This is a genomic window from Streptomyces sp. NPDC015220 (assembly GCF_043079345.1).
Classification (GTDB): domain Bacteria; phylum Actinomycetota; class Actinomycetes; order Streptomycetales; family Streptomycetaceae; genus Streptomyces.
This window is the reverse complement of the sequence record NZ_JBIBUK010000002.1, coordinates 799,689-826,471: the sequence shown is the minus strand read 5'-3', so window position 1 is coordinate 826,471 and position 26,783 is coordinate 799,689. Positions and strand designations below refer to the sequence as shown.

General features: G+C 73.3%; 23 protein-coding genes and 1 riboswitch. Of the genes, 11 read left to right on the top strand and 12 right to left on the bottom strand.

Annotated elements, in window-relative coordinates; genetic code table 11:
• Nucleotides 1-20: 20 nt before the first annotated feature.
• From ACF061_RS08600 to fahA, 3 genes are all read right to left on the bottom strand, one after another.
• Complete coding sequence (locus tag ACF061_RS08600; RefSeq protein WP_392266045.1) at nucleotides 21-812, bottom strand: GntR family transcriptional regulator; 792 nt, start codon at nucleotides 810-812, stop codon at nucleotides 21-23.
• A gap of 153 nt (nucleotides 813-965) precedes the next feature.
• Entirely contained in the window at nucleotides 966-1,904 is a 939-nt protein-coding gene (locus ACF061_RS08595) for a M56 family metallopeptidase (protein WP_392266044.1), read from the bottom strand.
• A gap of 308 nt (nucleotides 1,905-2,212) precedes the next feature.
• Complete coding sequence (gene fahA / locus ACF061_RS08590; protein ID WP_392266043.1) at nucleotides 2,213-3,421, bottom strand: fumarylacetoacetase; 1,209 nt, start codon at nucleotides 3,419-3,421, stop codon at nucleotides 2,213-2,215.
• A gap of 501 nt (nucleotides 3,422-3,922) precedes the next feature.
• On the opposite strand from fahA, the gene ACF061_RS08585 reads away from it, so the two are divergent.
• Nucleotides 3,923-4,729 (top strand): HAD family hydrolase, encoded by an 807-nt coding sequence (locus ACF061_RS08585; RefSeq protein WP_392266042.1) that lies wholly within the window; start codon nucleotides 3,923-3,925, stop codon nucleotides 4,727-4,729.
• Between the two features lie 60 nt (nucleotides 4,730-4,789).
• Here ACF061_RS08585 and ACF061_RS08580 read toward each other — a convergent pair whose 3' ends face one another.
• Nucleotides 4,790-5,269: a transglycosylase SLT domain-containing protein gene (locus ACF061_RS08580; protein WP_392266041.1), complete on the bottom strand. Its 480-nt coding sequence runs from the start codon at nucleotides 5,267-5,269 to the stop codon at nucleotides 4,790-4,792.
• Nucleotides 5,270-5,273: 4 nt separating this feature from the next.
• Nucleotides 5,274-5,479: riboswitch (cyclic di-AMP (ydaO/yuaA leader) on the bottom strand.
• Nucleotides 5,480-6,054: 575 nt separating this feature from the next.
• On the opposite strand from ACF061_RS08580, the gene ACF061_RS08575 reads away from it, so the two are divergent.
• From ACF061_RS08575 to ACF061_RS08560, 4 genes are all read left to right on the top strand, one after another.
• A complete protein-coding gene (locus ACF061_RS08575) occupies nucleotides 6,055-7,065 on the top strand; it encodes a polyprenyl synthetase family protein (protein ID WP_392266040.1) in 1,011 nt (336 codons plus the stop codon).
• 329 nt (nucleotides 7,066-7,394) lie between these two features.
• Nucleotides 7,395-8,618 (top strand): outer membrane lipoprotein carrier protein LolA, encoded by a 1,224-nt coding sequence (locus ACF061_RS08570; RefSeq protein ID WP_392266039.1) that lies wholly within the window; start codon nucleotides 7,395-7,397, stop codon nucleotides 8,616-8,618.
• Nucleotides 8,619-8,651: 33 nt separating this feature from the next.
• Nucleotides 8,652-9,680: an ABC transporter ATP-binding protein gene (locus ACF061_RS08565; RefSeq protein ID WP_392266038.1), complete on the top strand. Its 1,029-nt coding sequence runs from the start codon at nucleotides 8,652-8,654 to the stop codon at nucleotides 9,678-9,680.
• Complete coding sequence (locus ACF061_RS08560) at nucleotides 9,667-10,560, top strand: ABC transporter permease (RefSeq protein ID WP_392266037.1); 894 nt, start codon at nucleotides 9,667-9,669, stop codon at nucleotides 10,558-10,560. The genes ACF061_RS08565 and ACF061_RS08560 overlap by 14 nt, the downstream gene beginning before the upstream one ends.
• Before the next feature lie 21 nt (nucleotides 10,561-10,581).
• Here the strand turns inward: ACF061_RS08560 and ACF061_RS08555 are convergent, their stop codons facing one another.
• Entirely contained in the window at nucleotides 10,582-11,175 is a 594-nt protein-coding gene (locus ACF061_RS08555; RefSeq protein ID WP_392266036.1) for a DUF6668 family protein, read from the bottom strand.
• Between the two features lie 177 nt (nucleotides 11,176-11,352).
• Here ACF061_RS08555 and ACF061_RS08550 point away from each other — a divergent pair, with 177 nt between their 5' ends.
• The gene (locus ACF061_RS08550) at nucleotides 11,353-12,735 is read left to right on the top strand and encodes a tetratricopeptide repeat protein (RefSeq protein WP_392266035.1); all 1,383 of its coding nucleotides are present in this window, start codon (nucleotides 11,353-11,355) and stop codon (nucleotides 12,733-12,735) included.
• A gap of 138 nt (nucleotides 12,736-12,873) precedes the next feature.
• Here the strand turns inward: ACF061_RS08550 and rarD are convergent, their stop codons facing one another.
• Nucleotides 12,874-13,953, bottom strand: coding sequence for an EamA family transporter RarD (gene rarD, locus ACF061_RS08545; protein WP_392266034.1), 1,080 nt, complete (start codon nucleotides 13,951-13,953; stop codon nucleotides 12,874-12,876).
• Nucleotides 13,954-14,093: 140 nt separating this feature from the next.
• Nucleotides 14,094-14,948, bottom strand: a complete 855-nt coding sequence (locus tag ACF061_RS08540) for an SDR family oxidoreductase (protein ID WP_392266033.1) — start codon at nucleotides 14,946-14,948, stop codon at nucleotides 14,094-14,096.
• 92 nt (nucleotides 14,949-15,040) lie between these two features.
• Here ACF061_RS08540 and ACF061_RS08535 point away from each other — a divergent pair, with 92 nt between their 5' ends.
• The gene (locus ACF061_RS08535) at nucleotides 15,041-15,475 is read left to right on the top strand and encodes a winged helix-turn-helix transcriptional regulator (RefSeq protein ID WP_392266032.1); all 435 of its coding nucleotides are present in this window, start codon (nucleotides 15,041-15,043) and stop codon (nucleotides 15,473-15,475) included.
• A 180-nt stretch (nucleotides 15,476-15,655) separates the two neighbouring features.
• On the opposite strand, the gene ACF061_RS08530 is transcribed toward ACF061_RS08535, so the two are convergent.
• The 5 genes from ACF061_RS08530 to ACF061_RS08510 all read right to left on the bottom strand — a co-directional run bounded on the left by ACF061_RS08530 (nucleotide 15,656) and on the right by ACF061_RS08510 (nucleotide 22,761).
• Nucleotides 15,656-16,741 (bottom strand): 2-oxoacid:ferredoxin oxidoreductase subunit beta, encoded by a 1,086-nt coding sequence (locus ACF061_RS08530; RefSeq protein WP_392266031.1) that lies wholly within the window; start codon nucleotides 16,739-16,741, stop codon nucleotides 15,656-15,658.
• Entirely contained in the window at nucleotides 16,734-18,662 is a 1,929-nt protein-coding gene (locus ACF061_RS08525) for a 2-oxoacid:acceptor oxidoreductase subunit alpha (protein WP_392266030.1), read from the bottom strand. Before ACF061_RS08525 ends, ACF061_RS08530 begins: the two co-directional genes overlap by 8 nt.
• A gap of 265 nt (nucleotides 18,663-18,927) precedes the next feature.
• Nucleotides 18,928-19,599: a LuxR C-terminal-related transcriptional regulator gene (locus ACF061_RS08520; protein ID WP_392266029.1), complete on the bottom strand. Its 672-nt coding sequence runs from the start codon at nucleotides 19,597-19,599 to the stop codon at nucleotides 18,928-18,930.
• Between the two features lie 377 nt (nucleotides 19,600-19,976).
• Nucleotides 19,977-21,344 carry a sensor histidine kinase gene (locus ACF061_RS08515; RefSeq protein WP_392266028.1) on the bottom strand — a complete coding sequence of 456 codons (1,368 nt, stop codon included), beginning with the start codon at nucleotides 21,342-21,344 and terminating at the stop codon, nucleotides 19,977-19,979.
• A gap of 151 nt (nucleotides 21,345-21,495) precedes the next feature.
• A complete protein-coding gene (locus tag ACF061_RS08510) occupies nucleotides 21,496-22,761 on the bottom strand; it encodes a sensor histidine kinase (RefSeq protein WP_392266027.1) in 1,266 nt (421 codons plus the stop codon).
• 227 nt (nucleotides 22,762-22,988) lie between these two features.
• On the opposite strand from ACF061_RS08510, the gene ACF061_RS08505 reads away from it, so the two are divergent.
• Genes ACF061_RS08505 through ACF061_RS08490 form a run of 4 tightly spaced genes read left to right on the top strand, consistent with a single transcriptional unit; the run spans nucleotide 22,989 to nucleotide 26,783 of the window.
• Complete coding sequence (locus tag ACF061_RS08505) at nucleotides 22,989-23,405, top strand: NADH-quinone oxidoreductase subunit A (RefSeq protein ID WP_392266026.1); 417 nt, start codon at nucleotides 22,989-22,991, stop codon at nucleotides 23,403-23,405.
• The gene (locus ACF061_RS08500; protein WP_392266025.1) at nucleotides 23,396-24,040 is read left to right on the top strand and encodes an NADH-quinone oxidoreductase subunit B; all 645 of its coding nucleotides are present in this window, start codon (nucleotides 23,396-23,398) and stop codon (nucleotides 24,038-24,040) included. The genes ACF061_RS08505 and ACF061_RS08500 overlap by 10 nt, the downstream gene beginning before the upstream one ends.
• On the top strand, nucleotides 24,037-25,818 hold the full coding sequence (locus ACF061_RS08495; protein WP_392266024.1) for an NADH-quinone oxidoreductase subunit C: 1,782 nt from the start codon (nucleotides 24,037-24,039) through the stop codon (nucleotides 25,816-25,818). The genes ACF061_RS08500 and ACF061_RS08495 overlap by 4 nt, the downstream gene beginning before the upstream one ends.
• Entirely contained in the window at nucleotides 25,815-26,783 is a 969-nt protein-coding gene (locus ACF061_RS08490) for an NADH-quinone oxidoreductase subunit H (protein WP_392266023.1), read from the top strand. The genes ACF061_RS08495 and ACF061_RS08490 overlap by 4 nt, the downstream gene beginning before the upstream one ends.

Sequence of the window (26,783 nt, the reverse complement as noted above, 5' to 3'; positions counted from 1 at the left end):
GGGGGAGAGCGGCAGGCGGGTCACAGGGAGCGGCGCAGCAGGCCGCTCATGGTGATGCGGTCGCCGCGGAAGCGGATGAACTCCAGGTCCACCGGGCGGCCGTCGGCGAGGTGCGTGAGGCGTTCCAGCATCAGGACGGCGGCGCCGCGCGGGGCCTGGAGCACGGCGGCGGAGTGGGCGTCCGCGTTCACCGCCTCCAGGGTGATCTCGGCATGGCCGAGGGGCCGGCCCGTGACGGCCTCCAGGAGACGGAAGACATCGTTGTTCTCCAGGTCGGCGTCGAGCAGCGCGGTGCCGATGTCGAGCGGGACGTAGCTGAGGTCGAGCGAGAGCGGGAGGCCGTTCAGACGGCGCAGGCGTTCGATGCAGAGGACGTCGGCGCCGGCCGGGACGCCGAGGCGTTCGGCGACCGGGGCGGGCGCGGGAGCGGGACCCGCGGTGCGGACCTCGTTGGTGACGCGGCCGTGCTCGCGGAGGGTCTCGGCGAGCCCCATCAGCCGGTCGAGTCCGTGCGGGTACTTCTGGCCGACGACCACCGTGCCGACGCCGGGGAGGCGGTCGACGAGGCCTTCGGCGCGGAGCAGGTCGAGGGCCTGGCGGACGGTGTTGCGGGAGGCGCGGTAGTCGGCGGCGAGCGTGTCCTCGTGGGGCAGCGCGCCGCCGGGGAAGGCGCCGGTCAGCAGTTGCCGGCGGAGCAGGTCGGCGAGTTGCCGGGCACGGTCGGCACGCAGCCGGCGCCGGGCCCGGTGGGCGGCGACGGTGGTCGCGGCGCCCTGGGCGGCGTGGTCCCGGATGCGGTCGGCGGCTGGCATGGCTCGAACCATACCGACCTGGTGGGGAAAGTCGTGTTGCTGAAGTGTTGCGCCAGGCAGGGGGCTTCTAAAAGCCGCTCCCACCTGGGGATTCACCGGTGGTGCCGGGGAGTTCCGCCACCGGCGGGACGCCGCTCGGGACGGCCCCGAGGTTCAGCCGAGCGCCGTCAGCCCGGGTGCGAAGGTGATCAGCAGCGGCAGCAGCGGCACCAGGGCGGCCGCGGTCGTCGTCAGGGCCCTGCGCCTGCGGTCCAGCCGGGGCGGGGGTTCGAGAAGACGGACCACGCGCTCGCCGAGCAGACGGTGGCTGGAGGCACAGGAGAGGACCCCGCGGTGCTGGTTGAGTTCGATCAGGGCCAGGGCGGTGGTGAGGTGGCCGTGCCGCCGGGAGGCCGTGTCGTCGGCGGCCAGTTCGACCAGGCGGTGCGTCTGGTCGCAGAAGTGCGCGAACAGCGGGACGCGCGGGAAGCCGGTCGCCAGGGCGGTCGACAGGTGCAGCAGCCAGTCGTGGTGGGCGCGGGCGTGCCCGCGCTCATGGGCGAGGACGGCGTCGAGCTGATGCCCGGTCAGCCGCCGCAGGGCGCCGGTGGTGACGATGAGCTGGGGTGGATGACCCGGCATCCACCAGGCGTCGGGGTACTCGTCCTCCAGGACCAGCATCGGGCCGCGGGTCGCGGTCAGCCCGGCGGGCAGGTCCGGGGCCCGTTCCCGCAGGTGCGCGCGGGCCTGGCCGCGGCTCCGGCGGGCCTCGGCGAGCTCCCGGCCGAGCATCGCCGTGGTCCAGGCGGCGCCGCACGCCAGCAGCAGGGTGAGGGCCGCGGCCCAGACCGGCGCGGTCGAGAGGTCGTAGGCAGCGGTCACGGCGGGCGGCGCGGGCGCGAACACCCGGTCGTGCACGGTGCGGAAGACGGCCGCGGCGCCCAGGACCAGGGCGGCCAGGCAGCACAGCAGGACGGTGGCGACCAGGCACTGCCACACCCACAGCGCGACGACGGGTTCCCGTTCGGGCCACACCGCCCGGGTCAGCGCGCGGGGGACCGGCACGGCGGCCGTCAGGGCGACGGCGCACAGCAGGAGCAGGCAGACGGTCATGCCACGGACTCCGGATCCTTGATCGGAGAGGGGGGCGGGTCTCGGGTGGTGCTCGGGGCGGCCGGCGCGGCGCCCGCGCTCGGTCTGCCGCCAGTATGACGGTGACGGGCGGCGCGAGTCAGGACTCGGGGCGGACCAATTGCCGGGCGGTGCCCGCCGGTCGCCCGGACACCAGGCAGGGGCCGGACGCCGGGCGGTGCCGGGTGTCCGGATACCCGGCGGGGCACGGACGGCTCCGCCCGGCCTCGACGTGGGGCCGGGCGGGTTCTCACGGTCCGGGCTCGTTCGGTCCGGCGGGCTCGGGACGGTCAGCCCGACACGATGCGCCCGGTGACCTCTCCCAGGCCCACGCGGGCTCCGGCCGCGCCCGGCGCCCAGGCCGACAGCGTCACCACGTCGCCGTCCTCGAGGAACGCGCGCTTGCCGTCCGGGAGTTCGAGCGGGTCCCGGCCGTTCCAGGTGAGCTCCAGCAGCGAGCCGCGCTGCGCGCGCTCCGGTCCGCTCACCGTGCCCGAACCGTACAGGTCGCCGGTGCGCAGGCAGGCGCCGTTGACCGTCATGTGGGCCAGTTGCTGGGCGGCCGTCCAGTACATGGTCGCAAAGGGTGGCTCGGCGACCACGTGTCCGTTGATCGCGACGGAGATCCGCAGGTCGTAACCGCCGGGCTCGTCCGCGGAGTCGTCCAGGTAGGGCAGCAGCGGGTGCGTCCGCTCCGGCGGGGCCACCCGGGCGTCCTCCAGCGCGTCCAGCGGCGTGATCCACGCCGACACCGACGTGGTGAAGGACTTGCCGAGGAACGGGCCCAGGGGGACGTACTCCCAGGCCTGGATGTCACGCGCCGACCAGTCGTTGAGCAGGCACAGCCCGAAGACGTGCTCCCGGAAGTCCTCCAGCGGCACCGGCCGGCCGAGCCGCGACGGCACGCCCACCACGAAGCCGACCTCGGCCTCGATGTCCAGCCGGACGGAGGGTCCGAACACCGGAGCGGGGTCGGCCGGGGCCTTCCGCTGGCCCGAGGGGCGTACGACGTCCGTGCCCGAGACCACCACCGTGCCCGAGCGGCCGTGGTAGCCGATCGGCAGGTGCTTCCAGTTGGGGGTCAGCGCGGCGGTGTCCGGCCGGAAGATCTGGCCCACGTTCCGCGCGTGGTGCTCGGAGGCGTAGAAGTCGACGTAGTCCGCGACCTCGAAGGGCAGGTGCAGGGTCACCGAGGACAGCGGGTGCAGGAACGGCGCGACGGTCTCCTGGTGGGACGGCACCGTCAGCCACGCGGTCAGCGCACGGCGCACGTCCGACCAGGCGGTGCGGCCGGCGGCCAGGAGCGGGTTCAGGGTCGGCCGCGCGAGCAGGGCGGCGTACGGCGAACCGAGCGCCACCGCCGCCGCGCCCGCGTCAAGGACGTGGTCGCCGAGCCGGACGCCGACGGTCTTCTCCTGTGATCCGGCGCGGGAGAAGACGCCGTAGGGAAGGTTGTGCGGACCGAAGGGGTCGCCCTCGGGGACCTCGAAGGGGGGCATCGGGTACTGCCTCTCTTTCGTGTGCCGTGCGTTCCATGCGGGGTCGGGCCACACGTTCATGTGGTCGGGCCACACGTTACGGCGGCGTGTGCTGTCTTGGGCAGTGCCCAAAGAGTCCGTGATGCCCCGGTTGTGGCGGGACCGCGGCGGCGGCGCGGCCGGCCGTGCCGGCTGTCCCGGCCGGGTCAGCGCCGGCGGAAAGCGCGGGTCCGCTCCCGCGACGCGGCGCGAGCACGGCGCACCGCGCGAGCACGGCGCACCGCGCGAGCACGGCGCACCGCGCGAGCACGGCGCACCACCCCAAAGACGCCTGACCGCCCCGGAGACGGCTCACCGTCCCGTACGGCGCGTCACCCCGCACACCGCGGGTCGTTCCGGGCGCATCGGAGCATGCCGGTCCCGGGGAAGGGGAGTTGGGGAAGACGGCAGGGGCGGCTGTGCTCTCCGTCGTCGTCCGGTTCCCGAGGGTCCGACGGTGCGACGGGTCCGTATTCTCTGGGCATGGCCGCTCCCCTCGCATATGCCCTCATCGCCACTGACCTGGACGGAACGCTGCTGCGCGGCGACGACACCGTGTCCGAGCGGTCCCTCGCCGCGCTCGCGCGGGTGGCGACGGCCGGTGTCCGGCACCTGGTCGTGACGGGGCGGCCGGCGCCGAGGGTGCGGCCGCTGCTGGCGGCCCTGGGCACCACGGGGCTCGCGGTGTGCGGTCAGGGCGCCCAGCTCTACGACGCCGGGGCGGACCGGCTGCTGTGGTCGGTCACCCTGGACCGGGAGACGGCCGAGACCGCGCTCGGCAAGATCGAGGCCGAGGTGGGGGAGGTGTACGCCGCGGTCGACCAGGACGGGGTGGACGGGCTCACGCTCATCGAGCCGGGGTACCGGATGCCGCACCCGACCCTGCCCGCCGCACGGGTCGAGCGGCGCGACGACCTGTGGCGCGCGCCCATCAGCAAGGTGCTGCTGCGCCATCCGTCGCTGTCCGACGACGAGTTGGCCGAGGCGGCCCGCGGCGCGGTCGGTTCCCTGGCCACGGTCACCATGTCGGGCCCGGGGACCGTCGAGCTCCAGCCCTGCGGCATCACCAAGGCCACCGGCCTCGCGCTGGCCGCCGAGCGACTGGGGCTGGACCGGGCGAGCGCCCTCGCCTTCGGCGACATGCCGAACGACATCCCCATGTTCCAGTGGGCCGCCCGGGGTGTCGCCATGGCCAACGCCCACCCCGAACTCAAGGCGGTGGCCGACGAGGTCACCATGTCGAACGAGGACGACGGCATCGCCGTCGTCCTCGAACGTTTGTTTCCTTAAGGCCGGTCAGGCCCCGGTCAGGTCCGATCCGGGCCGGCCTCGTCGGCCGGGGCCCGTCCGTCAGTACGCGCTGTTGACGTTGTCGATCGAGCCGTACCGGGCCGCCGCGTAGTTGCACGCGGCCGTGATGTTCGCGACCGGGTCGTAGATGTCGAGCGACGTGCCGGACACGTGGTAGGTGTTGAAGGTCGGCTGGATGACCTGCAGCAGGCCCTTGGACGGGATGCCCTTGGCCGCGTTGGAGTCCCAGAGGTTGATGGCCTTCGGGTTGCCGGACGACTCGCGGATCACGTTGCGGTAGATGCCGTTGTAGCTGCCCGGGATGCCCTTCTGAGCCATGATCGCGAGAGATTCCCGGATCCAGCCGTCGAGGTTGTTCGAGTAGGCGGCCGAGCTCACGGCCGTGGTGGTCGCGGGCGCCGCGGAGGCGCTGGTGGCGCCGATGAGCGGGACGGCGAGGACGGCGGCACCCGTGCCGCTCACGGCGAGGGTGCGGAGGATGCGGGCGGTGCGGGTACGGCGCTGACCGATTGCGGGCATGGGTAATTCCTCTCCGTCGCCTGCGAGGTGAGCTGTCGGGTTCGGGCGGGGAGGTGCCCGGCCGCGCCCCGAAGGGCACGGCTTCACCCCGAGCCGTTCCGGCACGGCGTACGACGTAGGACGACGTACGGCGCTCCGGCCCGGCGACTTACCTGGGTCCCCCGCTCCTGCCGTGGTGCTGGGTCGATGGATTCCGGGCGGCGGCAGGATTCGGCGTCCGCCCGACGGCCCGGAACGTATGCGAGAGCACATCTCCCGGACAAGTGCCGAATTCACACATCGCCCTAGTTGACCTTGGTCTGAGGCTTTTGGGATGCTTGATCCTTTGCAGTCGCCAAGTGTCAACTGGCTTGCGGGGAACGGGAAAGAGGTCGCGGTCGAGACGGGAGGGGTCGGAGGTGGGGCGTGACCCAACTCACGGTTTGCTGACAGCGGGAGCAATTACGGCTAACCGGAATTGCAATGTCAATAGGGTTAAATCGGACTATGGGGCGAACGGATGTGGCGGTCGTCACTTCGCGTGACGCCATGGCCCTGTCGTACGCCTGTACCTGTGGGCGTGTGTGCGAGCGGAGTGGCCGTGGGTAGGGAGGAGTGAGTCGATAAATATCTGTGCATATGTGGTGATCGATGGCATATCGGGTGAGCTCCGATACCGCCCGCCCTGTATCGGTGGGCGCTAGCGGTGATCGAAACCTGACCGGATACGCTGACTTGAGTGATGGCAGCGACCTATCGACAAACCGTGTAATCGCCAGCAGACACCAGCAGACAGGAGACCCCTCGTGACCGTCGTCGGGCCATTCGGGCTGAGCGTGCGGGACCAGGCTGTCGAAGCCGATGTCCAGGCCGGGTTGACGGCTGTCGAGGAAGGGTTGCTCGAAGCCACCAAGAGCGAGGTCCCGTTCATCACGGAGGCCGCGCAGCACCTCGTCAAGGCGGGCGGGAAGCGGTTTCGGCCGCTGCTCGTGATGCTCGCGGCGCAGTTCGGCGACCCGTACGCGCCGGGCATCGTGCCGTCGGCCGTGGTCGTGGAGCTGACCCACCTGGCGACGCTCTACCACGACGACGTGATGGACGAGGCCGCGGTGCGCCGCGGGGTGGCCAGCGCGAACACCCGATGGGGCAACTCGGTCGCGGTCCTGACCGGCGACTTCCTGTTCGCCCGCGCCTCCCAGATCCTCGCCGACCTCGGACCGGAGGCGGTCCGGGTGCAGGCCCTGGCGTTCGAACGCCTGGTCACCGGGCAGATCCTGGAGACGGCGGGCCCGCAGGACGGCCGGGACCCGGTCGACCACTACCTGGACGTGCTGGGCGGCAAGACGGGGTCGCTGGTGGCCGTCTCGTGCCGGTTCGGGGCGATGATGTCGGGGGCCGACGAGACGGTCGTGGACGTGCTGACCCAGTACGGCGAGCGGCTCGGCGTCGCCTTCCAGCTCGCGGACGACGTGCTGGACATCGCCTCCGACTCGCACGAGTCCGGCAAGACGCCGGGCACCGATCTGCGCGAGGGCATCGCGACGCTGCCCGTGCTGCGGCTGCGCGAGCGCGTGGCGCGGCTGGGGCTGGCCGAGGACATCGCGCTGTGCGAGCTGCTGGACTCCGACCTGAGTGACGACGCGCGGCACGCGCAGGCGCTGGCGGCGCTGCGCGCGCACCCGGCCCTGGAGCAGGCCCGCCGGGACACCGTGCGCTACGCGGAGGAGGCGCGGGCCGCGCTGGCCCCGCTGCGGGAGTGCGACGCGAAGGCGGCCCTGCTGCAACTGTGCGACGCGGTGGTGCACCGGGCCGGCTAGACCGGAACCGGGAGCCTCCCGCCCCTGCCCGCCCCCTGGGCACGTTCCGCCGCCCGCCCCGGAGGCCGCCGGGCACCGGGTCGGCGCTCCCGTGCGAACGGCGCTCTCCACCCCGACCCCTACGGGGAGGGGGAGGGTGCCGCCCTTGTGTGTCATACCGCAGGCGTACGCGGAGTTGGCTCCGCGGTCTGACGCTTCCACGCCGCCGATTTGGTCAGATGGAACCACGGACCACACCACTCCTCACCGATTCGGGTGAGAATGGCGGCTCGGGGTGGGAGCAGTACGAGAGACGGGCAGCCGCCGCCGACGACGGAGGTAGGGCACACATGGCACCGTACGAATCCGACGACAGCAGGGGCGCCGAGGAGGCCGACGGCCGGTACTCGGCGCGGCGCAAGGCAGCGCGGTACGGCGTCCCGGTCGCGGTGGTGGGGGTGGCGGCGGCGACCATCGGGCTCGTCCCGGCCCTCGCCGACTCCGGCGACCCCGATCTGCCGAAGATCACCGCGCAGCAGCTCATCGAGAAGATCGCCAAGTCGGACGTCCAGCGGCTGTCCGGCACCGTCAGGATCAGCACCGACCTCGGCCTGCCGAACCTCGGGGGTCTGGAGAGCGGCCTCGCCTCCGGCGCCGTCAAGGACGGTTCCGGATCGTCCGCCGACCCGGCCTCCAAGCTGACCGAGCTGGCCTCCGGCACGCACACCCTGCGGGTCGCCGCCGACGGGCAGGACCGGCAGAAGGTCTCGCTGATCGAGAGCGCCGCCGAGTACAGCCTGATCCACAACGGCAAGGACGTCTGGGGCTACGACAGCAAGTCCGACGAGGTCTACCACGGCACCGCGGCCCAGGACGGGAAGAAGGGGAAGGACGAGGCGCCCGTCACGCCCAAGGACTTCGCCGACGAGATCCTGAAGTCGGTCGACGACACCACCTCGGTGACGGTCGGCGGCACCGCGCAGGTCGCCGGCCGGGACGCCTACCGACTGGTCGTCAAGCCCAAGCAGGCCTCGGGCACCACGGTCGGCGCGATCAGCATCGCGGTGGACTCCACGACCGGGCTGCCGCTGAAGTTCACGCTCACCCCGGCGGGCGGCGGCGCCGCGGTCGTCGACGCCGGCTTCACGCGGATCAGCTTTGCCGAGCCGGCCGCCGCCACCTTCGACTTCACCCCGCCCAAGGGCGCGAAGGTCACCGAGGGCGAGGACGCCGGGGCGGGTGAGCACGCCCGCACGCCCGGCGCCCCCCGCAAGGACGCCTCCCCGCTGGAGGGTCTCGCCGCGGGCGGGGACGGGATGAAGGTCCTCGGCAAGGGCTGGAACTCCATCGCCGTCTTCGACACCGGCGCCAAGGGCGGCATACCGTCGTCCTCCGGCGACGGCGCCCTGGGCGGTTTCCTCGGCTCGCTCGGTGACCAGGTGAGCGGCGAGTTCGGCAAGGGCACGGTCTTCTCCACCCGACTGGTCAACGCCCTGATCACGGACGACGGCAAGGCCTACGTCGGCACCGTCACCAAGGACGTGCTGGTGAAGGCGGCGGACGCCGGGCGGTAAGCAGGCGAGAGGCACGACGGATCGAGGGAGCCGATGGACGAGGCGTCCGCCGCGGAACCGCGGACGGTGACGGCGGCGGAGCCGCGATCGGTCCCGGACCCGGCTCCGGGACCGGTGGCGCGGGACGCGGACGACGGCGTCATCCGCACCCGTGGGCTCACCAAGCGCTACCGCGGCGGGCAGCTCGCCGTCGACGGTCTCGACCTGACCGTCCCGGCGGGCAGCGTCTTCGGCTTCCTCGGTCCGAACGGCTCCGGCAAGACCACCACCATCCGCATGCTGATGGGGCTCATCGAGCCCACCTCCGGCACGGCCCGGGTGCTGGGGCAGCCCATGCCCCGCTCGGCGCGCGCCGTGCTCCCGCACGTCGGCGCGCTCATCGAGGGGCCGGCCCTGTACGGCTTCCTCTCCGGCCGGGACAACCTGCTGCGCCAGGACGCCGCCGACCCGACCGCCGACCCGCGCGACCGGCACCGCCGCGTCGCCGCCGCGCTGGAGCGGGTGGGCCTGACGGCCGCCGCCGGCAAGAAGGCCAGGGCGTACTCCCTGGGCATGAAGCAGCGTCTCGGTCTGGCCGCCGCGCTGCTCCGGCCGCGCCGACTGCTCGTCCTGGACGAGCCGACCAACGGCCTCGACCCGCAGGGCATGCGGGAGATCCGCACCCTGGTCCGGGAGCTGGCCTCCGACGGAACGACCGTTTTCCTCTCCTCCCACCTGCTCGACGAGATCGAGCAGGTGTGCACGCACGCGGCGGTCATGGCACAGGGCAGGCTCGTCGTCCAGGGGCCGGTGGCCGAGCTGGCGGCCGGGGCGCGCGGCCGGCTCGTGGTCACCACACCCGACCCGGGTGAGGCGGCCGGGGTGCTGAAGGAGCAGGGCGTCGGCGACATCGCCGTCGTCGGCGACCGGGTGACCGGCGAGCCACCGGACCGCGACCTCGCCGAGGTGAACGCCGCGCTGGTGACGGCGGGCGTCCGGGTCCGCGGCTTCGGCGTCGAACGGGCCTCGCTGGAGGACGCGTTCGTGGCACTCACGGGGGAGGGTTTCGATGTCGCGGGCTGAGGCGGCGACGGCCTGGGGCCGGGCCGGCGCGGAGGCCGCGAGGCCGTTGTGGACGCTCGGGCTGCTGCGCAGCGAGCTGGCGATCACCTTCCGGCGCTGGCGCACCCTCGCCCTGCTCGGGGTGCTGGCCGCCGTGCCGGTCCTCGTCGGGGTGGCCGTCCGGATCGAGACGCGGGGAGGCTCGCCGGCGGCACGCGGGGGCGGCGAGGGGCCGGCGTTCATCGCCCAGATCACCAACAACGGACTCTTCCTGGTCTTCACCGCGCTGGCGGCCACGCTGCCGGTGTTCCTGCCGCTGGCGGTGGGAGTGGTCGCGGGCGACTCGATCGCCGGCGAGGCCAACGCGGGCACCCTGCGCTACCTGCTGGTGGCCCCGGCCGGCCGCACCCGCCTGCTGCTCACCAAGTACGCCACGGTGATGGCCTTCTGCCTGGTCGCGACCCTCGTGGTCGCCGTCTCGGCTCTCGCCGTGGGCGCGCTGCTCTTTCCGCTCGGCGACCTGACGACCATCTCCGGCACGCGGATCGGCTTCGGCGAGGGGCTGGGCCGGGCCTTGCTCATCGCCCTCGTCGTCGCCGCCTCCCTGACCGGCCTGGCGGCCCTCGGCCTGTTCGTCTCGACGCTGACCAACAGCGGCATCGCGGCGATGGCGACCACCGTGGGACTGCTGATCACCGTTCAGATCCTCGACCAGATACCGCAGTTGCACGCGATTCAGCCGTACCTCTTCTCGCACGGCTGGCTGTCCTTCGCCGACCTCATGCGCGAGCCGGTCTACTGGGACGACCTGGTGAGGAACCTGGAGCTCCAGGCGCTGTACGCGGCCGTGTTCGGCTCGGCGGCCTGGGCGCGGTTCACGACCAAGGACATCACCGCGTAGGGCTCCGACGGTGACGAGCGGTCAGCGGGACCGTCCCGCCGCTCCGGTGAGGCGGGCCAGCGGCTCGGTCCCGCGGGGCGGCCGGCCGCTCAGGTCGCCGAGCCGCCAGCCGGACACCCACGGGACGCGGTGGACGCCCACGACGGCCTCGATCGGCCGCACGCGCTGGGCGAGCTGCCGCGGCAGCCGGCCCGGCGCGTCCGCGACGAGCACCACGGAGTCGAGGTCGAGGCCGGCCGGGGCCTCGCCCCGGCGGAACCCCTCCAGCACCCGCACGACGGCCTCCAGCCCGGCCGCGTGTGTCCGGGCGACGAGCAGCACCGTCCGCGGCGCGTCGGGTCCGGGCCAGTCGCGTCCGCAGTCGCGACCGCCGTACACGGCGGCGAGCGTGGTCGTGCCCGCGCCGCCGTGCGCGGCCACCCAGGAGAACCGCCGCGGGGCCGCGGGCGGTATGCCGGTGGGTATGCCGACGGGGTGACCGGGCATACGTTCCGGTGTGTCGGCGACGGCGCCGGTCGCGCTCTCGGCGCCGGGGCGGGCGCCGGCGCGGGCGTGAGCGGCGGCCACCGGCCCGCGGATCCAGATCTCCGGTCCCTGTTGCACGCCGGTTCGCATGCCCGTTCCCTCTCTCGTCATCCCGACGGTCCTGGCGCTCGGAGCGTTACCCCGGTCACAGGGGCACGGTTCCTGGTGCGAGTCTGTGACGTCGTGGTGACGCGGGGAGCGCAGGCGAGCGGAGAAACTCGACAGTACGCGTAGGGCCGGATGGCTCGCATCCGAGTGAGGGAGACGATGTCTCGACTGAGCCGCGAGAAGAAGCGGGAAGAGAAGCGCGCCGTGCGTTCGACGGCGTCCGTGGCGGCGCCGATCGCCGTCCACGTGCCCGCGGACGGGGCCGGCTCCGGGCCCCTGGCCGGGGCCTGGGCCTCGGTCGGCGGCGTACGGATCCACCCGGCCCCCGGCGAGGAGATCCAGCAGGCCGTGCTGAACCACCTGCACCGCATCGCCCTCGCCACCGGCCGCCCGGTCCTCGCCACCGTCACCGACGAACGCATCGGCTACGTCGTCCCCCTCCAGGTCCACGCGGACGGTTCCAGCACCTTCACCGCCGAGCCCCGGCGCACCGCCGTCCCCGAGTCGGCCGGAGCGGCACCGTGGCCGAGCCGGGCCGCGCACCCCGGGACGCCGTCCCGGGAGACGCCTCCGGGGACACCGCGGGGGGCGCGGCCGCAGGAGGACACGGCCACGCACGTGCTGCGGCGGGTGCCGGCGCCGGCGCACGAGCCGGCGCCGACCTTCCCGCTGCGCGCGGTGCCCCGGTCGAGGTCCGCCGACGAGCCCGCCCCGGTCTTCGCACCGCCCGCCGTCCCCGGGCAGCCGGACGGCGCGGGCCCCACCGTGTCCCGGGCCGCCTTCCCGGCCGCTGTCCCGGGTACGCCGCCGGGCACGGCGACGGCCCCCACGGGACAGTTCGGCCCGCCGCCGGTGATGGACGCCGGTCCGGCCGCCGCTGGTACGGCATCCGGCGCAGCCCCGGCACCTGGCGCCGCCCCGGAGGCCGCCGACCTCGCGGACACCGTCGTCGGCCCCGAGGCCGTCGTCGATCCCGATCCGAAGCCCACCCCGGTCCGCGGTTTCGACGCCGTGGCCGAGGCGGTCCTGGGGGAGGACCCGAGGAACGCCCCGGGCGACTCGGGCCCCGTCCTGCTCGCCCAGCCGCTGGCGCGGGTCAACGAGGCCGTCGGGGCGGGCCGGATCGAGGAGGCGGCGGCCCTGGCGGACAGCACCCTCACGGAAGCCTCCGCGACGCTCGGTCCCGACCACCCGGAGGTGCTGCGGCTGCGGGAGCTCTCCGCCTACATCGCCTACCTGTCCGGTGACCCGCTGCGGGCCTTCCGGATCTCGCTCGACCTGGCCCGCGTCCACCGCCGCGCGGGGGACGAGGAGGGCGCCTACGGCGACGTACTGAGCGCGGCCACCGCCTGGCGCGCGGTCCGTGACCCCGACCGGGGCCTCGGTCTCGGCCGCGAGCTGATCGGCCTGTGGACGGAGCTCACCGCCGAGGACGGCCCGGCCGCCGAGGACATCGAGGAACTGGACTCCGCCCGCGCCCGGATGGGCCGCCTCACCGAACGGGCCCGCCGGCAGGCGGCCGGGCCGGGGCCGGCCGCCTGATCCGAACGCGCCCGCGGCCGGGGGTGACCGATTCAGGCGCGGGCGCACGCACCGCGCCCGCGGGAGCGGAACCACTTGGGTTTCTCCGTTCGGACCGGGCGCGCTTCCGGTCCCGTCCGAGCGGAGGACGCTGGAGTCTCAGGCCCCCACGGGATCGGAGCTGGGACGGGTGTCCGCCGGGCCGGAGCCGGGCGCCGGCGCCTGCCCCGCCGCCACCGCACCGGTCGCGCCGGCTGCCGGACCGCCGGCCCGGGGCGCTTGGATCCGGGGTGCTCCGGCCGGGGGCGTGCCGGTCAGGTCGGCGGCGAGCTCGGCCCGGAGCCGGGCCGCCCGACGCGCCGAGCGCAGTCCGTCCCAGGTCAGCATCGTCAGCGCGAGCCACACCAGGGCGAACCCGGCCCAGCGTTCGGCGGGCATGGACTCGTGGAAGTAGACGACCCCGAGCAGGAACTGGAAGACGGGGGCGAGGTACTGCAGCAGGCCCAGCGTGGACAGCGGCACACGGATCGCGGCGGCGCCGAAGCAGACCAGCGGCACCGCGGTGACGACGCCGGTGGAGGCGAGCAGCGCGGCGTGCCCGGCGCCCTCGCTCGTGAACGTGGCGTCGCCGTGCGCGCCCAGCCACAGCAGATAGCCGAGCGCGGGCAGGAACTGCACGGCGGTCTCGGCCGCCAGTGACTCGACGCCGCCGAGGTTGACCTTCTTCTTCACCAGCCCGTACGTGGCGAAGGAGAAGGCGAGGCAGAGGGAGATCCACGGCGGCCGGCCGGAGCCGACGGCGAGCACGAGCACGGAGGCGGCGCCGGTGGCGACCGCCGCCCACTGCACGGGCCGCAGCCGTTCCTTGAGGATCAGCACGCCCATCGCGATGGTGACGAGCGGGTTGATGAAGTAGCCGAGCGAGGCCTCGACCACATGGCCGCTGTTGACGGCCCATATGTAGACGCCCCAGTTGACGGTGATCACCGCGGCGGCGACCACGATCAGCCCGAGCTTGCGCGGCTGCCGCAGCAGTTCTCCGGCCCAGGCCCAGCGGCGTACCACGATCAGGGCGACGGCCACGAAGGCGAGGGACCACACCATCCGGTGGGCGAGGATCTCCACCGCTCCGGCGGGCTTGAGCAGTGGCCAGAAGAGCGGGACGAGGCCCCACATCCCGTAGGCCGCGAAGCCGTTCACCAGTCCTGTGCGCCGCTCGCCGCTCGGCTTGTCGGTCACGGCCCCTCCTTCATGCCTGCCTGGCTGCGTCCGTGCAGCAGGCAAGAAGGTAGCGCCGGGCGGCCCCCTCTGTCATGCCCGTATCGCAATACGGTCATGACAGAGGGGGCCGTGGGGCACGGGCGTCCTGCCGGGAGGGATCAGTCCTCGAGCGCGGCGGTGATCGCCTCGGCCAGCGGGGTGGTGGGGCGGCCGGTCAGGCGGGACAGGTCGCCGCTGTCGACCACCAGTTCCCCCTTCTCGATGGAGGCGTCCACACCCGCCAGGATCGCCGCGACCGGCTCCGGCAGCCCAGCCCCGGCCAGGATGCCCTGGTACTCCTCGACGGAGACCTGCCGGTACCCGATCTCCCGGCCGGTCCGCCGGCTCAGCTCGGCGGCGAACTCGGCGAAGCCCCACGCCTCGTCCCCGCCCAGCTCGTACGTCTTGTTCTCATGTCCCTCGCCGGTGAGCACCGCGACGGCGGCGGCCGCGTAGTCGGCGCGCGCGGCGGAGGAGAGCCGTCCCTCCCCGGCCGCCTGCACGATGGCGCCGTGCGCCAGGACGGGCGCGAGGTTCTCGGTGTAGTTCTCGTGGTACCAGCCGTTGCGCAGCAGCGTGTACGGCAGTCCGGAGGCGAGCAGGGCCTCCTCGGTGCCGCGGTGGTCGTCGGCGAGCGCGGCCCGCAGGCTGCCGGGGGCGCTGGTGTAGGCGAGCAGCGCGACACCGGCCGCCCTGGCGGCGTCGATGACGACCCGGTGCTGCTGGACGCGGCCCTTGTCGAACTCGTTGCCGGAGACGAGCAGCACCCTGTCGCCCGCCGCGAACAGGCCGTCGAAGGTCTCGGGGGCGTTGTAGTCGGCGACCGCGATCCGCACGCCGCGCCCGGCGAGGTCGGCGGCCTTCTCCGGGGTGCGGACGACCGCGGTGATCCGATCGGCCGGGACCTGCTCCAGCAGCTGCTCCACGACAAGACGGCCGAGGTGTCCGGTGGCTCCGGTGACGACGATGCTCATGAGGGGGATCTCCTTGTGGGGTGCCTTGTGGCACTCACCCTAGGAGGTGCGCTAACTATCGGAAAGTACCCACCTTGAAGTAAGGTACATACATGACGGTAAGTGCGGGAGGGGCGGCGGCAGGTGCCGCGCGGAGGAACGAGGACGCGGCGATGTGCCCGTACCGGCTCGTCCTGGAGCACGTCACCAGTCGCTGGGGGGTGCTCGTCCTGATCGAGCTGCTGGAGGGGCCGCACCGCTTCAGTGAGCTGCGCCGGGCCGTCGGCCGGGTGAGCGGGCGGGGCGTCAGCGAGAAGATGCTGGCCCAGACGTTGCAGACCCTGGAGCGCGACGGCCTGGTGCACCGCGACGCGAAGCCCGTGATCCCGCCGCGCGTCGACTACTCCCTCACCGGCCTCGGCCGCGAGGCCGCCGAGCAGGTACGGGTGCTCGCCCGGTGGACCCAGGACCGCATGGCGGACGTCGAGCAGGCCCGGCAGGCGTACGACGAGGCCAGGCGGGCGAACGACGTGGCCCGCGAGGCGTAGGCCGGACGAGGTCCGGCGGGCGAACGCCCGCGCCCGCCACGAGGCGTGAGTACGACGAGACCCGGCAGGCCGGGCACGGTGGGGCAGGCGGGAGGCCCCGGCACGGCGGGGCAGGCGGGCAGCAGGCCCGGGCCGCGTCGTGCGCGTGCCCGGGCCTGGTGAACTCGACGGACCCGAGGGTCAGCCGATGACCGTCCAGGTGTCGCCGCCGGCCAGCAGTGCGGCCAGGTCGCCCTTGCCGCGCTGCTCGACCGCGGTGTCGAGCTGGTCGGACATCAGGGTGTCGTAGACCGGGCGCTCCACGGACCGGAACACGCCGATCGGGGTCTGGTGCAGGGTGTCCGGGTCGGCGAGGCGGGACAGCGCGAAGGCGGTGGTCGGCGAGGCGGCGTGGGCGTCGTGGACGAGGAGGTCCGCCTCGTTGCCGGCCGTGACCGTGACGACCTCGAGGTCGCCGGTGTCCCGGTTGCGCACGACCCCGCGGCCGCCGTCCCGGCCGAAGCGGATCGGCTGCCCGTGCTCCAGACGGATCAGGGCCTCCTCGGCCCGTTCCTTGTCCTTCAGGGCGTCGAAGGCTCCGTCGTTGAAGATGTTGCAGTTCTGGTAGATCTCGATGAGCGCGGTGCCGGGGTGGTCGGCGGCCTGGCGCAGCACCTGCGTGAGGTGCTTGCGGTCGGAGTCGATGGTGCGCGCCACGAAGGACGCCTCCGCGCCGAGGGCCAGCGAGACCGGGTTGAAGGGCGCGTCCAGCGAGCCCATGGGCGTCGACTTGGTGATCTTGCCGATCTCGGAGGTCGGCGAGTACTGGCCCTTGGTCAGGCCGTAGATCCGGTTGTTGAACAGCAGGATCTTCAGGTTGACGTTGCGGCGCAGGGCGTGGATCAGGTGGTTGCCGCCGATCGACAGCGCGTCGCCGTCACCGGTGACCACCCACACGCTCAGGTCGCGCCGCGAGGTCGCCAGGCCCGTCGCGATCGCCGGCGCCCGGCCGTGGATGGAGTGCATCCCGTAGGTGTTCATGTAGTACGGGAAACGGGAGGAGCAGCCGATGCCGGAGACGAAGACGATGTTCTCCTTGGCCAGGCCCAGCTCCGGCATGAAGCCCTGGACGGCGGCGAGGATGGCGTAGTCGCCGCAGCCGGGGCACCAGCGCACTTCCTGGTCCGACTTGAAGTCCTTCATGGACTGTCTGGCCTCGGCCTTCGGCACCAGGGAGAGCGCCTGGGCCGTGCCGGCGGTCCTGCCTTCCGTGGACGTCTCAGCCATCGATGGCCTCCTTGAGAGCCGTGGCGAGCTGTTCCGCCTTGAACGGCATGCCGTTGACCTGGTTGTAGGAGTGGGCGTCCACCAGGTACTTCGCCCGGACGAGGGTGGCGAGCTGTCCGAGGTTCATCTCCGGGATGACGACCTTGTCGTAGCCGCGCAGGACCGTGCCGAGGTTCTTCGGGAACGGGTTGAGGTGGCGCAGATGGGCCTGCGCGATGGCCACGCCTTCCGTGCGCAGCCGGCGTACGGCCGCGGTCACGGGCCCGTACGTCGATCCCCAGCCGAGCACCAGCGTGCGCGCCCCGTCCGGGTCGTCCACCTCGACGTCCGGCACCTCGATGCCGTCGATCTTGGCCTGGCGGGTGCGGACCATGAAGTCGTGGTTGGCCGGGTCGTAGGAGATGTTGCCCGTGCCGTCCTGCTTCTCGATGCCGCCGATGCGGTGCTCCAGGCCCGGCGTGCCCGGGACGGCCCACGGGCGGGCCAGTGTCCTGGCGTCCCGCTTGTAGGGCCAGAACACCTCGGTGCCGTCGGCGAGGGTGTGGTTGGGGCCCTGCGCGAACCGCACGGTCAGGTCGGGCAGCTCCGCCGTCTCCGGGATCCGCCACGGTTCGGAGCCGTTGGCCAGGTAGCCGTCGGACAGCAGGAACACCGGCGTGCGGTAGGTCAGCGCGATCCGCGCCGCGTCCAGGGCGGCGTCGAAGCAGTCGGCCGGGGTGCGCGGGGCGACGACCGGGACCGGGGCCTCGCCGTTGCGCCCGTACATCGCCTGCAGCAGGTCCGCCTGCTCCGTCTTGGTCGGCAGGCCCGTGGACGGGCCGCCGCGCTGGATGTCCACGATCAGCAGCGGCAGCTCCAGCGACACGGCCAGGCCGATCGTCTCCGACTTCAGCGCCACGCCCGGGCCGCTGGTCGTCGTGACCGCCAGCGAACCGCCGAAGGCGGCCCCCAGGGCCGCGCCGATGCCGGCGATCTCGTCCTCGGCCTGGAAGGTGCGGACGCCGAAGTTCTTGTGCTTGGACAGCTCGTGCAGGATGTCCGAGGCCGGGGTGATCGGGTAGGAGCCCAGGTACAGCGGCAGGTCCGCCTGGCGGGAGGCGGCCACCAGGCCGTAGGCCAGGGCCAGGTTCCCGGAGATGTTGCGGTAGGTGCCGACCGGGAACGCCTTGGTGGCCGGGGCGACCTCGTAGGAGACGGCGAAGTCCTCCGTCGTCTCGCCGAAGTTCCAGCCCGCCCGGAAGGCGGCGATGTTCGCCGCCGCGATGTCCGGCTTCTTGGCGAACTTGCTCCGCAGGAACTTCTCGGTGCCCTCGGTCGGCCGGTGGTACATCCACGACAGCAGCCCCAGGGCGAACATGTTCTTGCTGCGCTCGGCCTCCTTGCGGGAGAGGTCGAACTCCTTCAGCGCCTCGACGGTCAGGGTGGTCAGCGGCACCGGGTGCAGCTGGTAGCCGTCCAGCGAGCCGTCCTCCAGCGGGGAGGCGGCGTAGCCGACCTTCTGCATCGCGCGCTTGGTGAACTCGTCGGTGTTGACGATGATCTCCGCGCCGCGCGGCAGGTCGCCGATGTTCGCCTTCAGGGCGGCCGGGTTCATCGCGACCAGCACGTTGGGCGCGTCTCCCGGGGTGAGGATGTCGTGGTCGGCGAAGTGCAGCTGGAAGGAGGAGACGCCCGGCAGGGTGCCTGCGGGGGCGCGGATCTCCGCCGGGAAGTTCGGCAGCGTGGACAGGTCGTTGCCGAACGACGCCGTCTCGGAGGTGAACCGGTCGCCCGTGAGCTGCATGCCGTCACCCGAGTCGCCCGCGAACCGGATGATCACCCGCTCCAGACGGCGTACGTCCTTCACCCCGGCCGCCTTGCGCTGCTCTCCCACGACGGCTCCGTCGGCCTGTTCCGCTGGACTGCTGACCTGGCTGGTCACTGAACTGGACCTCCTTCGAGGCGGCTGTGTGGGAGCGGACTTCCCGAAGACCATTCCCGGTTTCAACCCTACGACCGTCAGGTTCGCCTTCTCCGCACCGATCGCATGCTGGACGTACCCGTGAGACGGTCCGACGCCTGGACGTGTCGCGCTGTCACGCCGTGCCGATCCGCCGGACCTCCTTCGGAATGCTCCGCCCCCGTACTCGCCGCGTGCTCGTGATCGACTCGACGTCCGTGCCTGTTACTGACTCAGTGTCAACCGATCAGGAGTTCAGATAGGTGAGGACGGCGAGAACACGCCGGTGATCCCCGTCACTCTGGGAGAGGCCGAGTTTCAGGAAGATGTTGCTGACGTGCTTCTCCACCGCGCCGTCGCTCACCACCAGCTGCCGGGCGACCGCCGAGTTGGTCCGCCCCTCGGCCATCAGCCCCAGGACCTCCCGCTCCCGCGGGGTGAGACCCGCCAGCACGTCCTGCTTGCGGCTGCGTCCGAGCAGCTGGGCGACCACCTCCGGGTCCAGGGCCGTGCCCCCCTGGGCCACCCGGACCACCGCGTCGACGAACTCCCGCACCTCGGCCACGCGGTCCTTCAGCAGATAGCCGACCCCGCGGCTGGAACCGGCGAGCAGCTCGGTGGCGTACCGCTCCTCGACGTACTGCGAGAGCACCAGGACGCCCAGCCCGGGATGGGCCTTGCGCAGCCGCACCGCGGCCCGCACCCCCTCGTCGGTGTGCGTCGGCGGCATCCGCACGTCCGCCACGACGACGTCGGGCAGCTCGCCCCCGTCGTGCAGCTCGGCGATGGTCTTGATCAGCGCGTCGGCGTCGCCGACACCGGCCACCACGTCGTGCCCCCGGTCGGTCAGCAACCGGGTCAGGCCCTCTCTGAGCAGCACCGAGTCCTCGGCGATGACCACCCGCACCCTGTCCTCCACGATCCTCGGTCCCCCACAGCCTCGCTCCACGCCGTCCGCGTGACGGCGACATGGTCCAGCATTCCAGCATCCGGACCGTGCCGCGCCCGAGCGGGGGGAAGCAGGGGGGCGCTCGGAGCCGCCGGGGGGCTCGTCACGGGCGGCCGAGGCCGGTTCCGAGCGCTCCAGTGGCTGGTTCCGGGCGCCCGGGGGACCGGTTGCGGGCGGCCTGGTACCGGTTGTGTGCGCTCGGGGGCCAGGCGGGTGCGCGGGCGTCCGCTGCAGGGCGCGCCGCCGAGCCTCGTCGGGCCCGGGGGCGAGGCGCCCCGAAGAGGCTCGGGGGCGGGCCCCCAGGTCCTCCACGTGCTCGGCCTGCCGTCCGCGACTTCCCCGGGCGCTCAGCGCCGCCAGGGCAGCTCCGCCGTCACCCGGGTGGGCCCGCCGACCGGAGAGTCGACCAGGAGGACGCCGTCCACCGCGTCCAGCCGTTCGGTCAGCCCGGCGAGACCGGAGCCCGCGCCGGCCTCGGCGCCCCCGACCCCGTCGTCCGCGACCTGGAGCATCAACCGGCCCTCGGAGCGCCACACGTCCACCGTGGCGGACCGGGCCCGGCTGTGCTTGCTGATGTTCTGCAACAGCTCGGAGACGGTGAAGTACGCGATCCCCTCGATCGCCGGCGCCGGCCGCTCGGCCAGGTCCACCTCGACCCGTACCGGCACCGTGCAGCGCGAGGCCACCGCCGACAGCGCCGCGTCCAGTCCCCGGTCGGTCAGCACCGCCGGATGGATGCCGCGCGCCAGGTCCCGCAGCTCCTGGAGCGCCGTCTTCACCTCGCCGTGCGCCTCGTCCACCATCCGTGCCGCGGCCCGTGGGTCCTCGGCCAGCTTCTCCTTGGCCAGCCCGAGATCCATCGCCAGCGCCACCAACCGGGCCTGCGCCCCGTCGTGCAGGTCGCGTTCGATGCGCCGCAGGTCGGCGGCGGCGGTGTCCACCACGACGCCCCGGTCCGACTCCAGCTCCACCACCCGCGCCGACAGCCGCGACGGCCCGAGCAGTCCGTGCACCAGCACCCGGTCCACCGTCGTCAGCGCCCGTACGATCCACGGCGTGACCAGCGTCAGCAGCAGCCCCACCAGCCCGGTCGTCGTGATCTCGAACGGGTTGTCGAGGTAGATGTTGTGGTGCGCGTCGCTGTAGAGCTGGATGCCGCCCCGCCCCGCCCACATCGGGAAGACCCAGAACCACAGCGGGTAGGTCAGCAGCGACCAGCCGATGGTCCAGGAGACCACGGCGACCACGAAGGAGAACACCGCCCACGGGAACTGCACAACCGAGTAGAGCAGGGCCCGCCAGGAGGCGCCGCTCCTGAGCACCGCTCCCGTCCAGGCCAGCAGGCCGTGCCCCTTGGCCCGCAGCGGCTCCGGCTCGCCCACCTCCAGGCCCAGCAGCCCGCGCGCCCGCGCGCGCTCCAGCGTGCCGAACCCCCGGCAGCCCGCGAGCGCCCCCGCCAGCACCGGGATCCCGAGGAACGTGACCAGCAGGCCGGCGCCCAGCGACACCATCGTGACGGCGTACGTGAAGAGCAGGATGCCGACCGGCAGGCCCAGCAGCACGTAGCCGAACTCCCGCCAGCTGCGCGCCTCGAACGGCGCCCGCAGCCCGGAGGGCAGGATGTGCCCGCGCCGGCCGGGGGCCCCGGGCCCGCCGGCCGGCCCGTACCCCTGTCCGTAACCCTGCCCGTACTGCGATCCGTACTGGGTGGCCATCGCTGTCGTCCCGTTCCCCTCGTGTGCCACGGCGCGTGCCGCGTCGTCTCGTGTGCCGCGTTCGCCTGCTCGTCCCGCTCCACCACCAGCCTGCTCGGCCGCGGGTCGCGGGACCATGGAGCGGGTCGGCCTCTTGGCCCGGGGGTTTTCCCTACCTCCCGAGAGCGGCGCCCGCGGCCGGACCGGAACCGGAGCCCGGTCCGGATCCCGCCGCGCGGTCCCGCCAGGGCAGTTCCGCCGTGACGGTGGTGGGGCCGCCCTGCGGCGACTCGACGACGAACAGCCCGTCGACCGCGCCCAGCCGTTCCGCCAGGCCCCGCATCCCCGTACCGCCGTCCAGCCGCGCGCCGCCGCGGCCGTCGTCCCACACCTGGATCAGCAGCCGGTCGCCGGACCGCCACACCTCCACCGAGGCCGACTTGGCCCCGCTGTGCTTGCTGACGTTCTGCAGCAGCTCGGAGACGGTGAAGTAGGCGATGCCCTCGATGGCCTCGGCCGGTCGCTCGGCCAGGTCGGCCGTCACCTTCACCGGCACCGTGCAGCGCGAGGCGACCGAGGACAGGGCCGCGTCCAGACCGCGGTCGGTCAGCACCGCCGGATGGATGCCGCGCGCCAGGTCGCGCAGCTCCTGGAGCGCGAGCTTCACCTCGCCGTGCGCCTCCTCGACCATCGCGGCCGCCGCGTCCGGGTCCTCCAGCAGCTTCTCCTTGGCCAGCCCCAGCCCCATGGCCAGATTGACCAGCCGCGCCTGCGCCCCGTCGTGCAGGTCCCGCTCGATGCGCCGCAGGTCGGCGGCGGCGGTGTCCACCACGACGCCCCGGTCCGACTCCAGCTCGGCGATCCGCCGCTCCAGCTCGTCGGAGGGCGACAGCAGCGCGCGCACCATCACCCGGTCCACGTTCGCCAGCCCCCGCGCGAGGAAGGGCAGCACCGGCCACAGCACGAAGAGCGACGGAAGGACGAGGCAGAAGGTGAGGACGCCCCAGGGCAGCCGGATGAAGCAGTACAGGGCCGTACGCCAGCCGACCGGGTCCTTCAGCAGCAGCCACAGCCGGCTGGACCGGCCCCGCGCGCGGCCCAGCGGCAGCCGGCTCGGCTCGTCCACCCGCACCCCGAGCAGCGCCCGGGCCCGCGTCCGTTCCAGCCTGCCCAGCTGCCGGGCCCCCATCAGGCCGGCGGCCAGCAGCGGGAAGCCGACCACGGTCACCGTCAGCGCGGTGCCGGTGAGCAGCACGCACATCACGTAGACGAAGCCGAACAGCGCCGCCGGCAGGTTCAGCAGGAGATGTGTGATCTCCTTCCAGGTGGGCACGTCGTAGGCGAAACGAGCGGGCGGCAGCGGGTCCGGGTCCCTGTCCCGGTCCCTGCCCCCGGTTTCGGACGCCGCCGGGCCGGCGACGGAGATGGGTGCGGTCATACCGGCTAGCGTGCCGTGCGGTGCGCCCGCGCGCCATGAGGTCGGCCGCCCTGGTCCGGCGGGGGATAACCCCACCCCGGCGTCTCACGGTGTGACGGGCTGCTTACCCCCTCTTTATCAGGGCCTAGACTCCCGTGCGTACGGATCGTCGAACATGCGGCACGGACATCGCCGACATCACGGACATCACGACGGACATCACGAGGCCAGGGAGCGAGGAACCGACGGTGCCTGAGACGTTGCCGGAGACGGTGCGGGGGTCGACCGTCGTCGCGGCGGACTACTTCCACTCCTACTCCGTCGTCGGGCTGCTCGCCGTCGTGGGCGTGCTGTTCGTCGCCGTCGCCTTCGGCGCGGGGCGGCTGCTGCGCCCGGTGGTCCCCACGCCCGAGAAACTCCTGACCTACGAGTGCGGCGTCGACCCCGTCGGCGAGGGCTGGGCCCACACCCAGGTCCGCTACTACGTGTACGCCTTCCTGTACGTGATCTTCGCCGTCGACTCGATCTTCCTCTTCCCCTGGGCGACGGTCTTCGCCGCCCCCGGCTACGGCGCGGCGACGCTCGTGGAGATGTTCGTCTTCCTGGGCTTCCTGGCCGTGGGCCTGCTGTACGCATACAAGAAGGGCGTCCTGGCATGGACGTGAACCCCGAGCCCGTCGCGCTGCCGGAGCCGAAGCGGCTGGGCGCGCTCTCCCGTCTGGCCCCCGAGCCGATGAAGGTCGTCCTGAACTGGGGCCGCCGCTACTCGCTCTGGGTCTTCAACTTCGGCCTCGCCTGCTGCGCGATCGAGTTCATCGCCGCGTCGATGGCCCGCCACGACTTCATCCGGCTCGGTGTGATCCCCTTCGCGCCCGGCCCGCGCCAGGCCGACCTGATGGTGGTGTCCGGCACGGTCACGGACAAGATGGCCCCCGCGATCAAGCGTCTGTACGAACAGATGCCCGAGCCGAAGTACGTCATCTCCTTCGGGGCCTGCTCCAACTGCGGCGGCCCGTACTGGGACTCCTACTCCGTCACCAAGGGCGTCGACCAGATCATCCCGGTGGACGTCTACGTCCCCGGCTGCCCGCCGCGCCCGGAGGCGCTGCTCCAGGGAATCCTCAAGCTCCAGGAGAAGATCGCGCGCGAGTCGCTGGGCGAGCGGTACGGCACCGGGACGGCACGTCCCTCGACGGCGGCGCTGCGGAGCGGACTGGTCAGGCCGCCGGCCGCCGGGCAGCCCGGCGGGCCCACCGGGTCCGAGCGGGCCGGAGGGCCCGGCGAAGGGGACGCGCGATGAGCGGGGTCGGCTGGCTGCCCGCACCCGCCGGCGAACTCTTCGGCGACCAGGCCACGGCGGAGGAGTCCTACGAGGTCCTGACGGTCGACGTGCCGGCGGACACCTGGGTGTCCGCGCTGCGGACCGCCCGCGACGAGCTGGGCTGCACCTACTTCGACTGGCTCAGCGCGGTCGACGAACCGGGCGCGGGCTTCCGTGTCTCGGCCCATGTCGTCGCGCTCTCTCCGGTACGGCGGCTGCTGCTGCGCACCACGGTCCCGTACGAGGCGCCCGTCCTGCCCACCGCGGTGGACGTCTACGCGGGCGCGGCCTGGCACGAGCGCGAGACCCACGAGATGTTCGGCGTCGGCTTCCAGGGCCACCCGGCCCTGGACCACCTCCTCCTGCCGGACACCTTCGAGGGGCACCCGCTGCGCAAGGACTTCGTCCTCGCCGCCCGGGTCGCCAAGGCGTGGCCGGGAGCGAAGGAACCCGGCGAATCGGACCATGGGGGGCCCAAGCGCCGTCAGATGCTGCCGCCGGGCGTCCCCGACCCCAACGAATGGGGCCCCATGAAGGGCCGTCTCCCGGCCGCTCCGGCCCGCCCGGCGCGCGGCGCGGGCCGGGCGGCGGCCGAACGCCCGGTCCGTGCGGCCGGCGACCGTCCGGTGCGCCGCGCCCGCACGGCGGCCGAGGGCTCGGCGAGCCAGACCGCAGCGGACGCCGGAGCCGGCGAAGCCGCCACCGGCACGGCGGGCGCCGAGGGCGCCGGAACGGCTCCGGCACCGGGCGCGACCGCGGCGGCCGCCGCCCGGCCGCGCCGGACGCGGAGCGCGAGCCAGGGTTCGGTGAGCCAGACGGCGCCCGGTCCCGAGGGCACGCCCCCGGGCGCCGACGCCGCGGAGGCCGCCGAGAGCGCCGCGGCGGGGAAGCAGGCCGCGGCCGGAGGCGGCGCCACCCGGACCCCGGCGGCGGACGGACCGTCCGCCGAGGCCTCGGTGGCCCACGAGCCGGTCACTCCGGCCCGGGGGACGGCCGCGGGCGCACCGTCCCGGCCCCGCCGCGCGCGCAGCGCGTCCGGGGGGTCGGCGTCCCAGCGGGCCCAGTCGCCCACCGGAGAACCGGCCTCCGAGGCCTCCCGGACGCCCGGGCCGTCCACGCCCCCGTCGGCTCCACGCGGCTCCGACGCCCCCTGGCACCACGCGCGCCCGGCGTTCGACGAACCCGAGCCGAAGCCGGAACGGACCACCGAGGACGGCGCCGCCACCACCCCGGGCCCCCATGTGCCCGGGACGGACACTCCCGGCACCGGGGCATCCAGCGCCAGGAGTTCGGACGCCGAGGCTTTCCGCGCTGCGGAGCCCGGTGCCAAGACCCCCGCCGTCGAGGAATCCGGCTCGGACAACCCCGGCGCCGACGATCCGGACACCCCAGGCACCGGAACCGAAGCTTCCGGAACCCGCGGCACCGAGACCGGAGTCCCCGGGAGAACCCGCGGTACCGGGGCCTCCAGGACCGGAGCCGACACCTCCGGGAACGAAACCGAGACTCCCGAAACCGAGACCCCCGCGACCGGACCCGGGACCCCCGCGACCGGACCCGGGACCCCCGCGACCGGACCCGAGGCCCCCGGAACCGGAGCCGAGGCCCCCGGAACCGGACCCGAGGCCCCCGCGACCGGAGCCGAGGCCCCCGCAACCGGACCCGAGACCCCCGGAACCGGACCCGAGACCCCCGAAGCCGAAATCCCCGGCGCCCGCGACGCCGGCACCGACGACCCCGAAGGAGGCCCGCAGTGAACGACGCGGTCGACGTCGCCCTGCGACTCCTGGTCGTCTTCGTGGTCTTCCTCACCTTCCCGCTGATCGTCGGCCAGACGGAGCACAAGGTGATGGCCCATATGCAGGGCCGCCTCGGCCCCATGTACGCCGGCGGCTTCCACGGCTGGGCCCAGCTCGTCGCGGACGGTGTGAAGTTCGCGCAGAAGGAGGACGTGGTCCCGGCGGGCGCGGACCGCCGCGTCTTCCAGCTCGCTCCCGCCGTGGCCCTCCTGCCGTACCTGCTCGTCCTCCTCGCCCTCCCCATCGGCCCGGGCGAGGGCGCCGTCGGCCAGGTGCTGGACGCGGGCGTGTTCTTCGTGCTCGCGGTGATGGGCGTGGGCGTCCTCGGGGCGCTCATGGCCGGCTGGGCCTCCGCCAACAAGTTCTCCCTCCTCGGCGGCCTGCGCACCGCCGCCCAGCTGCTCGCCTACGAACTCCCGATGCTGCTCGCCGCCGCCTCCGTGGCGATGGCGGCCGGCACCGTCTCCCTCCCCGGCATCCTCGACGCCTTCCACTGGTGGTGGCTGCCCTGGCAGATCATCGGCGCGGTCGTCTTCTTCGTGGCCGGCCTCGCCGAACTGCAACGCCCGCCGTTCGACATGCCGGTCGCCGACTCGGAGATCATCTTCGGCGCGTACACCGAGTACACCGGTCTGCGGTTCGCCCTGTTCCTGCTCGCCGAGTACGCCGGGATCGTCGTCCTGTGCGGCCTGACCACCGTCCTCTTCCTGGGCGGCTGGCACGGTCCCTGGGGAGCCGACGGTCTGGGCTGGGTGTGGACGCTGCTGAAGGCCGCGGTCCTCGCCTTCCTCGTCATCTGGCTGCGCGTCACCTACCCCCGGCTGCGCGAGGACCAGTTGCAGAAGCTCTCCTGGACCCTCCTCGTCCCCCTCTCCCTCGCCCAGATCGCCCTCACCGGCATCGTCAAGGTGGTGATCTCCTAG

Excerpts from the sequence above, each read along its gene's own strand:
- ACF061_RS08495 (WP_392266024.1), top strand. The coding sequence starts at position 24,037 with ATGAGCGGGGTCGGCTGGCTGCCCGCACCCGCCGGCGAACTCTTCGGC.
- ACF061_RS08500 (WP_392266025.1), top strand. The coding sequence starts at position 23,396 with ATGGACGTGAACCCCGAGCCCGTCGCGCTGCCGGAGCCGAAGCGGCTG.
- fahA (WP_392266043.1), bottom strand. The coding sequence starts at position 3,421 with ATGCCCCCCTTCGAGGTCCCCGAGGGCGACCCCTTCGGTCCGCACAAC.
- ACF061_RS08550 (WP_392266035.1), top strand. The coding sequence starts at position 11,353 with ATGTCTCGACTGAGCCGCGAGAAGAAGCGGGAAGAGAAGCGCGCCGTG.
- ACF061_RS08535 (WP_392266032.1), top strand. The coding sequence starts at position 15,041 with ATGACGGTAAGTGCGGGAGGGGCGGCGGCAGGTGCCGCGCGGAGGAAC.
- ACF061_RS08530 (WP_392266031.1), bottom strand. The coding sequence starts at position 16,741 with ATGGCTGAGACGTCCACGGAAGGCAGGACCGCCGGCACGGCCCAGGCG.
- ACF061_RS08560 (WP_392266037.1), top strand. The coding sequence starts at position 9,667 with ATGTCGCGGGCTGAGGCGGCGACGGCCTGGGGCCGGGCCGGCGCGGAG.
- ACF061_RS08600 (WP_392266045.1), bottom strand. The coding sequence starts at position 812 with ATGCCAGCCGCCGACCGCATCCGGGACCACGCCGCCCAGGGCGCCGCG.
- ACF061_RS08515 (WP_392266028.1), bottom strand. The coding sequence starts at position 21,344 with ATGGCCACCCAGTACGGATCGCAGTACGGGCAGGGTTACGGACAGGGG.
- ACF061_RS08585 (WP_392266042.1), top strand. The coding sequence starts at position 3,923 with ATGGCCGCTCCCCTCGCATATGCCCTCATCGCCACTGACCTGGACGGA.
- ACF061_RS08570 (WP_392266039.1), top strand. The coding sequence starts at position 7,395 with ATGGCACCGTACGAATCCGACGACAGCAGGGGCGCCGAGGAGGCCGAC.
- ACF061_RS08540 (WP_392266033.1), bottom strand. The coding sequence starts at position 14,948 with ATGAGCATCGTCGTCACCGGAGCCACCGGACACCTCGGCCGTCTTGTC.
- ACF061_RS08595 (WP_392266044.1), bottom strand. The coding sequence starts at position 1,904 with ATGACCGTCTGCCTGCTCCTGCTGTGCGCCGTCGCCCTGACGGCCGCC.
- ACF061_RS08555 (WP_392266036.1), bottom strand. The coding sequence starts at position 11,175 with ATGCGAACCGGCGTGCAACAGGGACCGGAGATCTGGATCCGCGGGCCG.
- ACF061_RS08565 (WP_392266038.1), top strand. The coding sequence starts at position 8,652 with ATGGACGAGGCGTCCGCCGCGGAACCGCGGACGGTGACGGCGGCGGAG.
- ACF061_RS08510 (WP_392266027.1), bottom strand. The coding sequence starts at position 22,761 with ATGACCGCACCCATCTCCGTCGCCGGCCCGGCGGCGTCCGAAACCGGG.
- ACF061_RS08580 (WP_392266041.1), bottom strand. The coding sequence starts at position 5,269 with ATGCCCGCAATCGGTCAGCGCCGTACCCGCACCGCCCGCATCCTCCGC.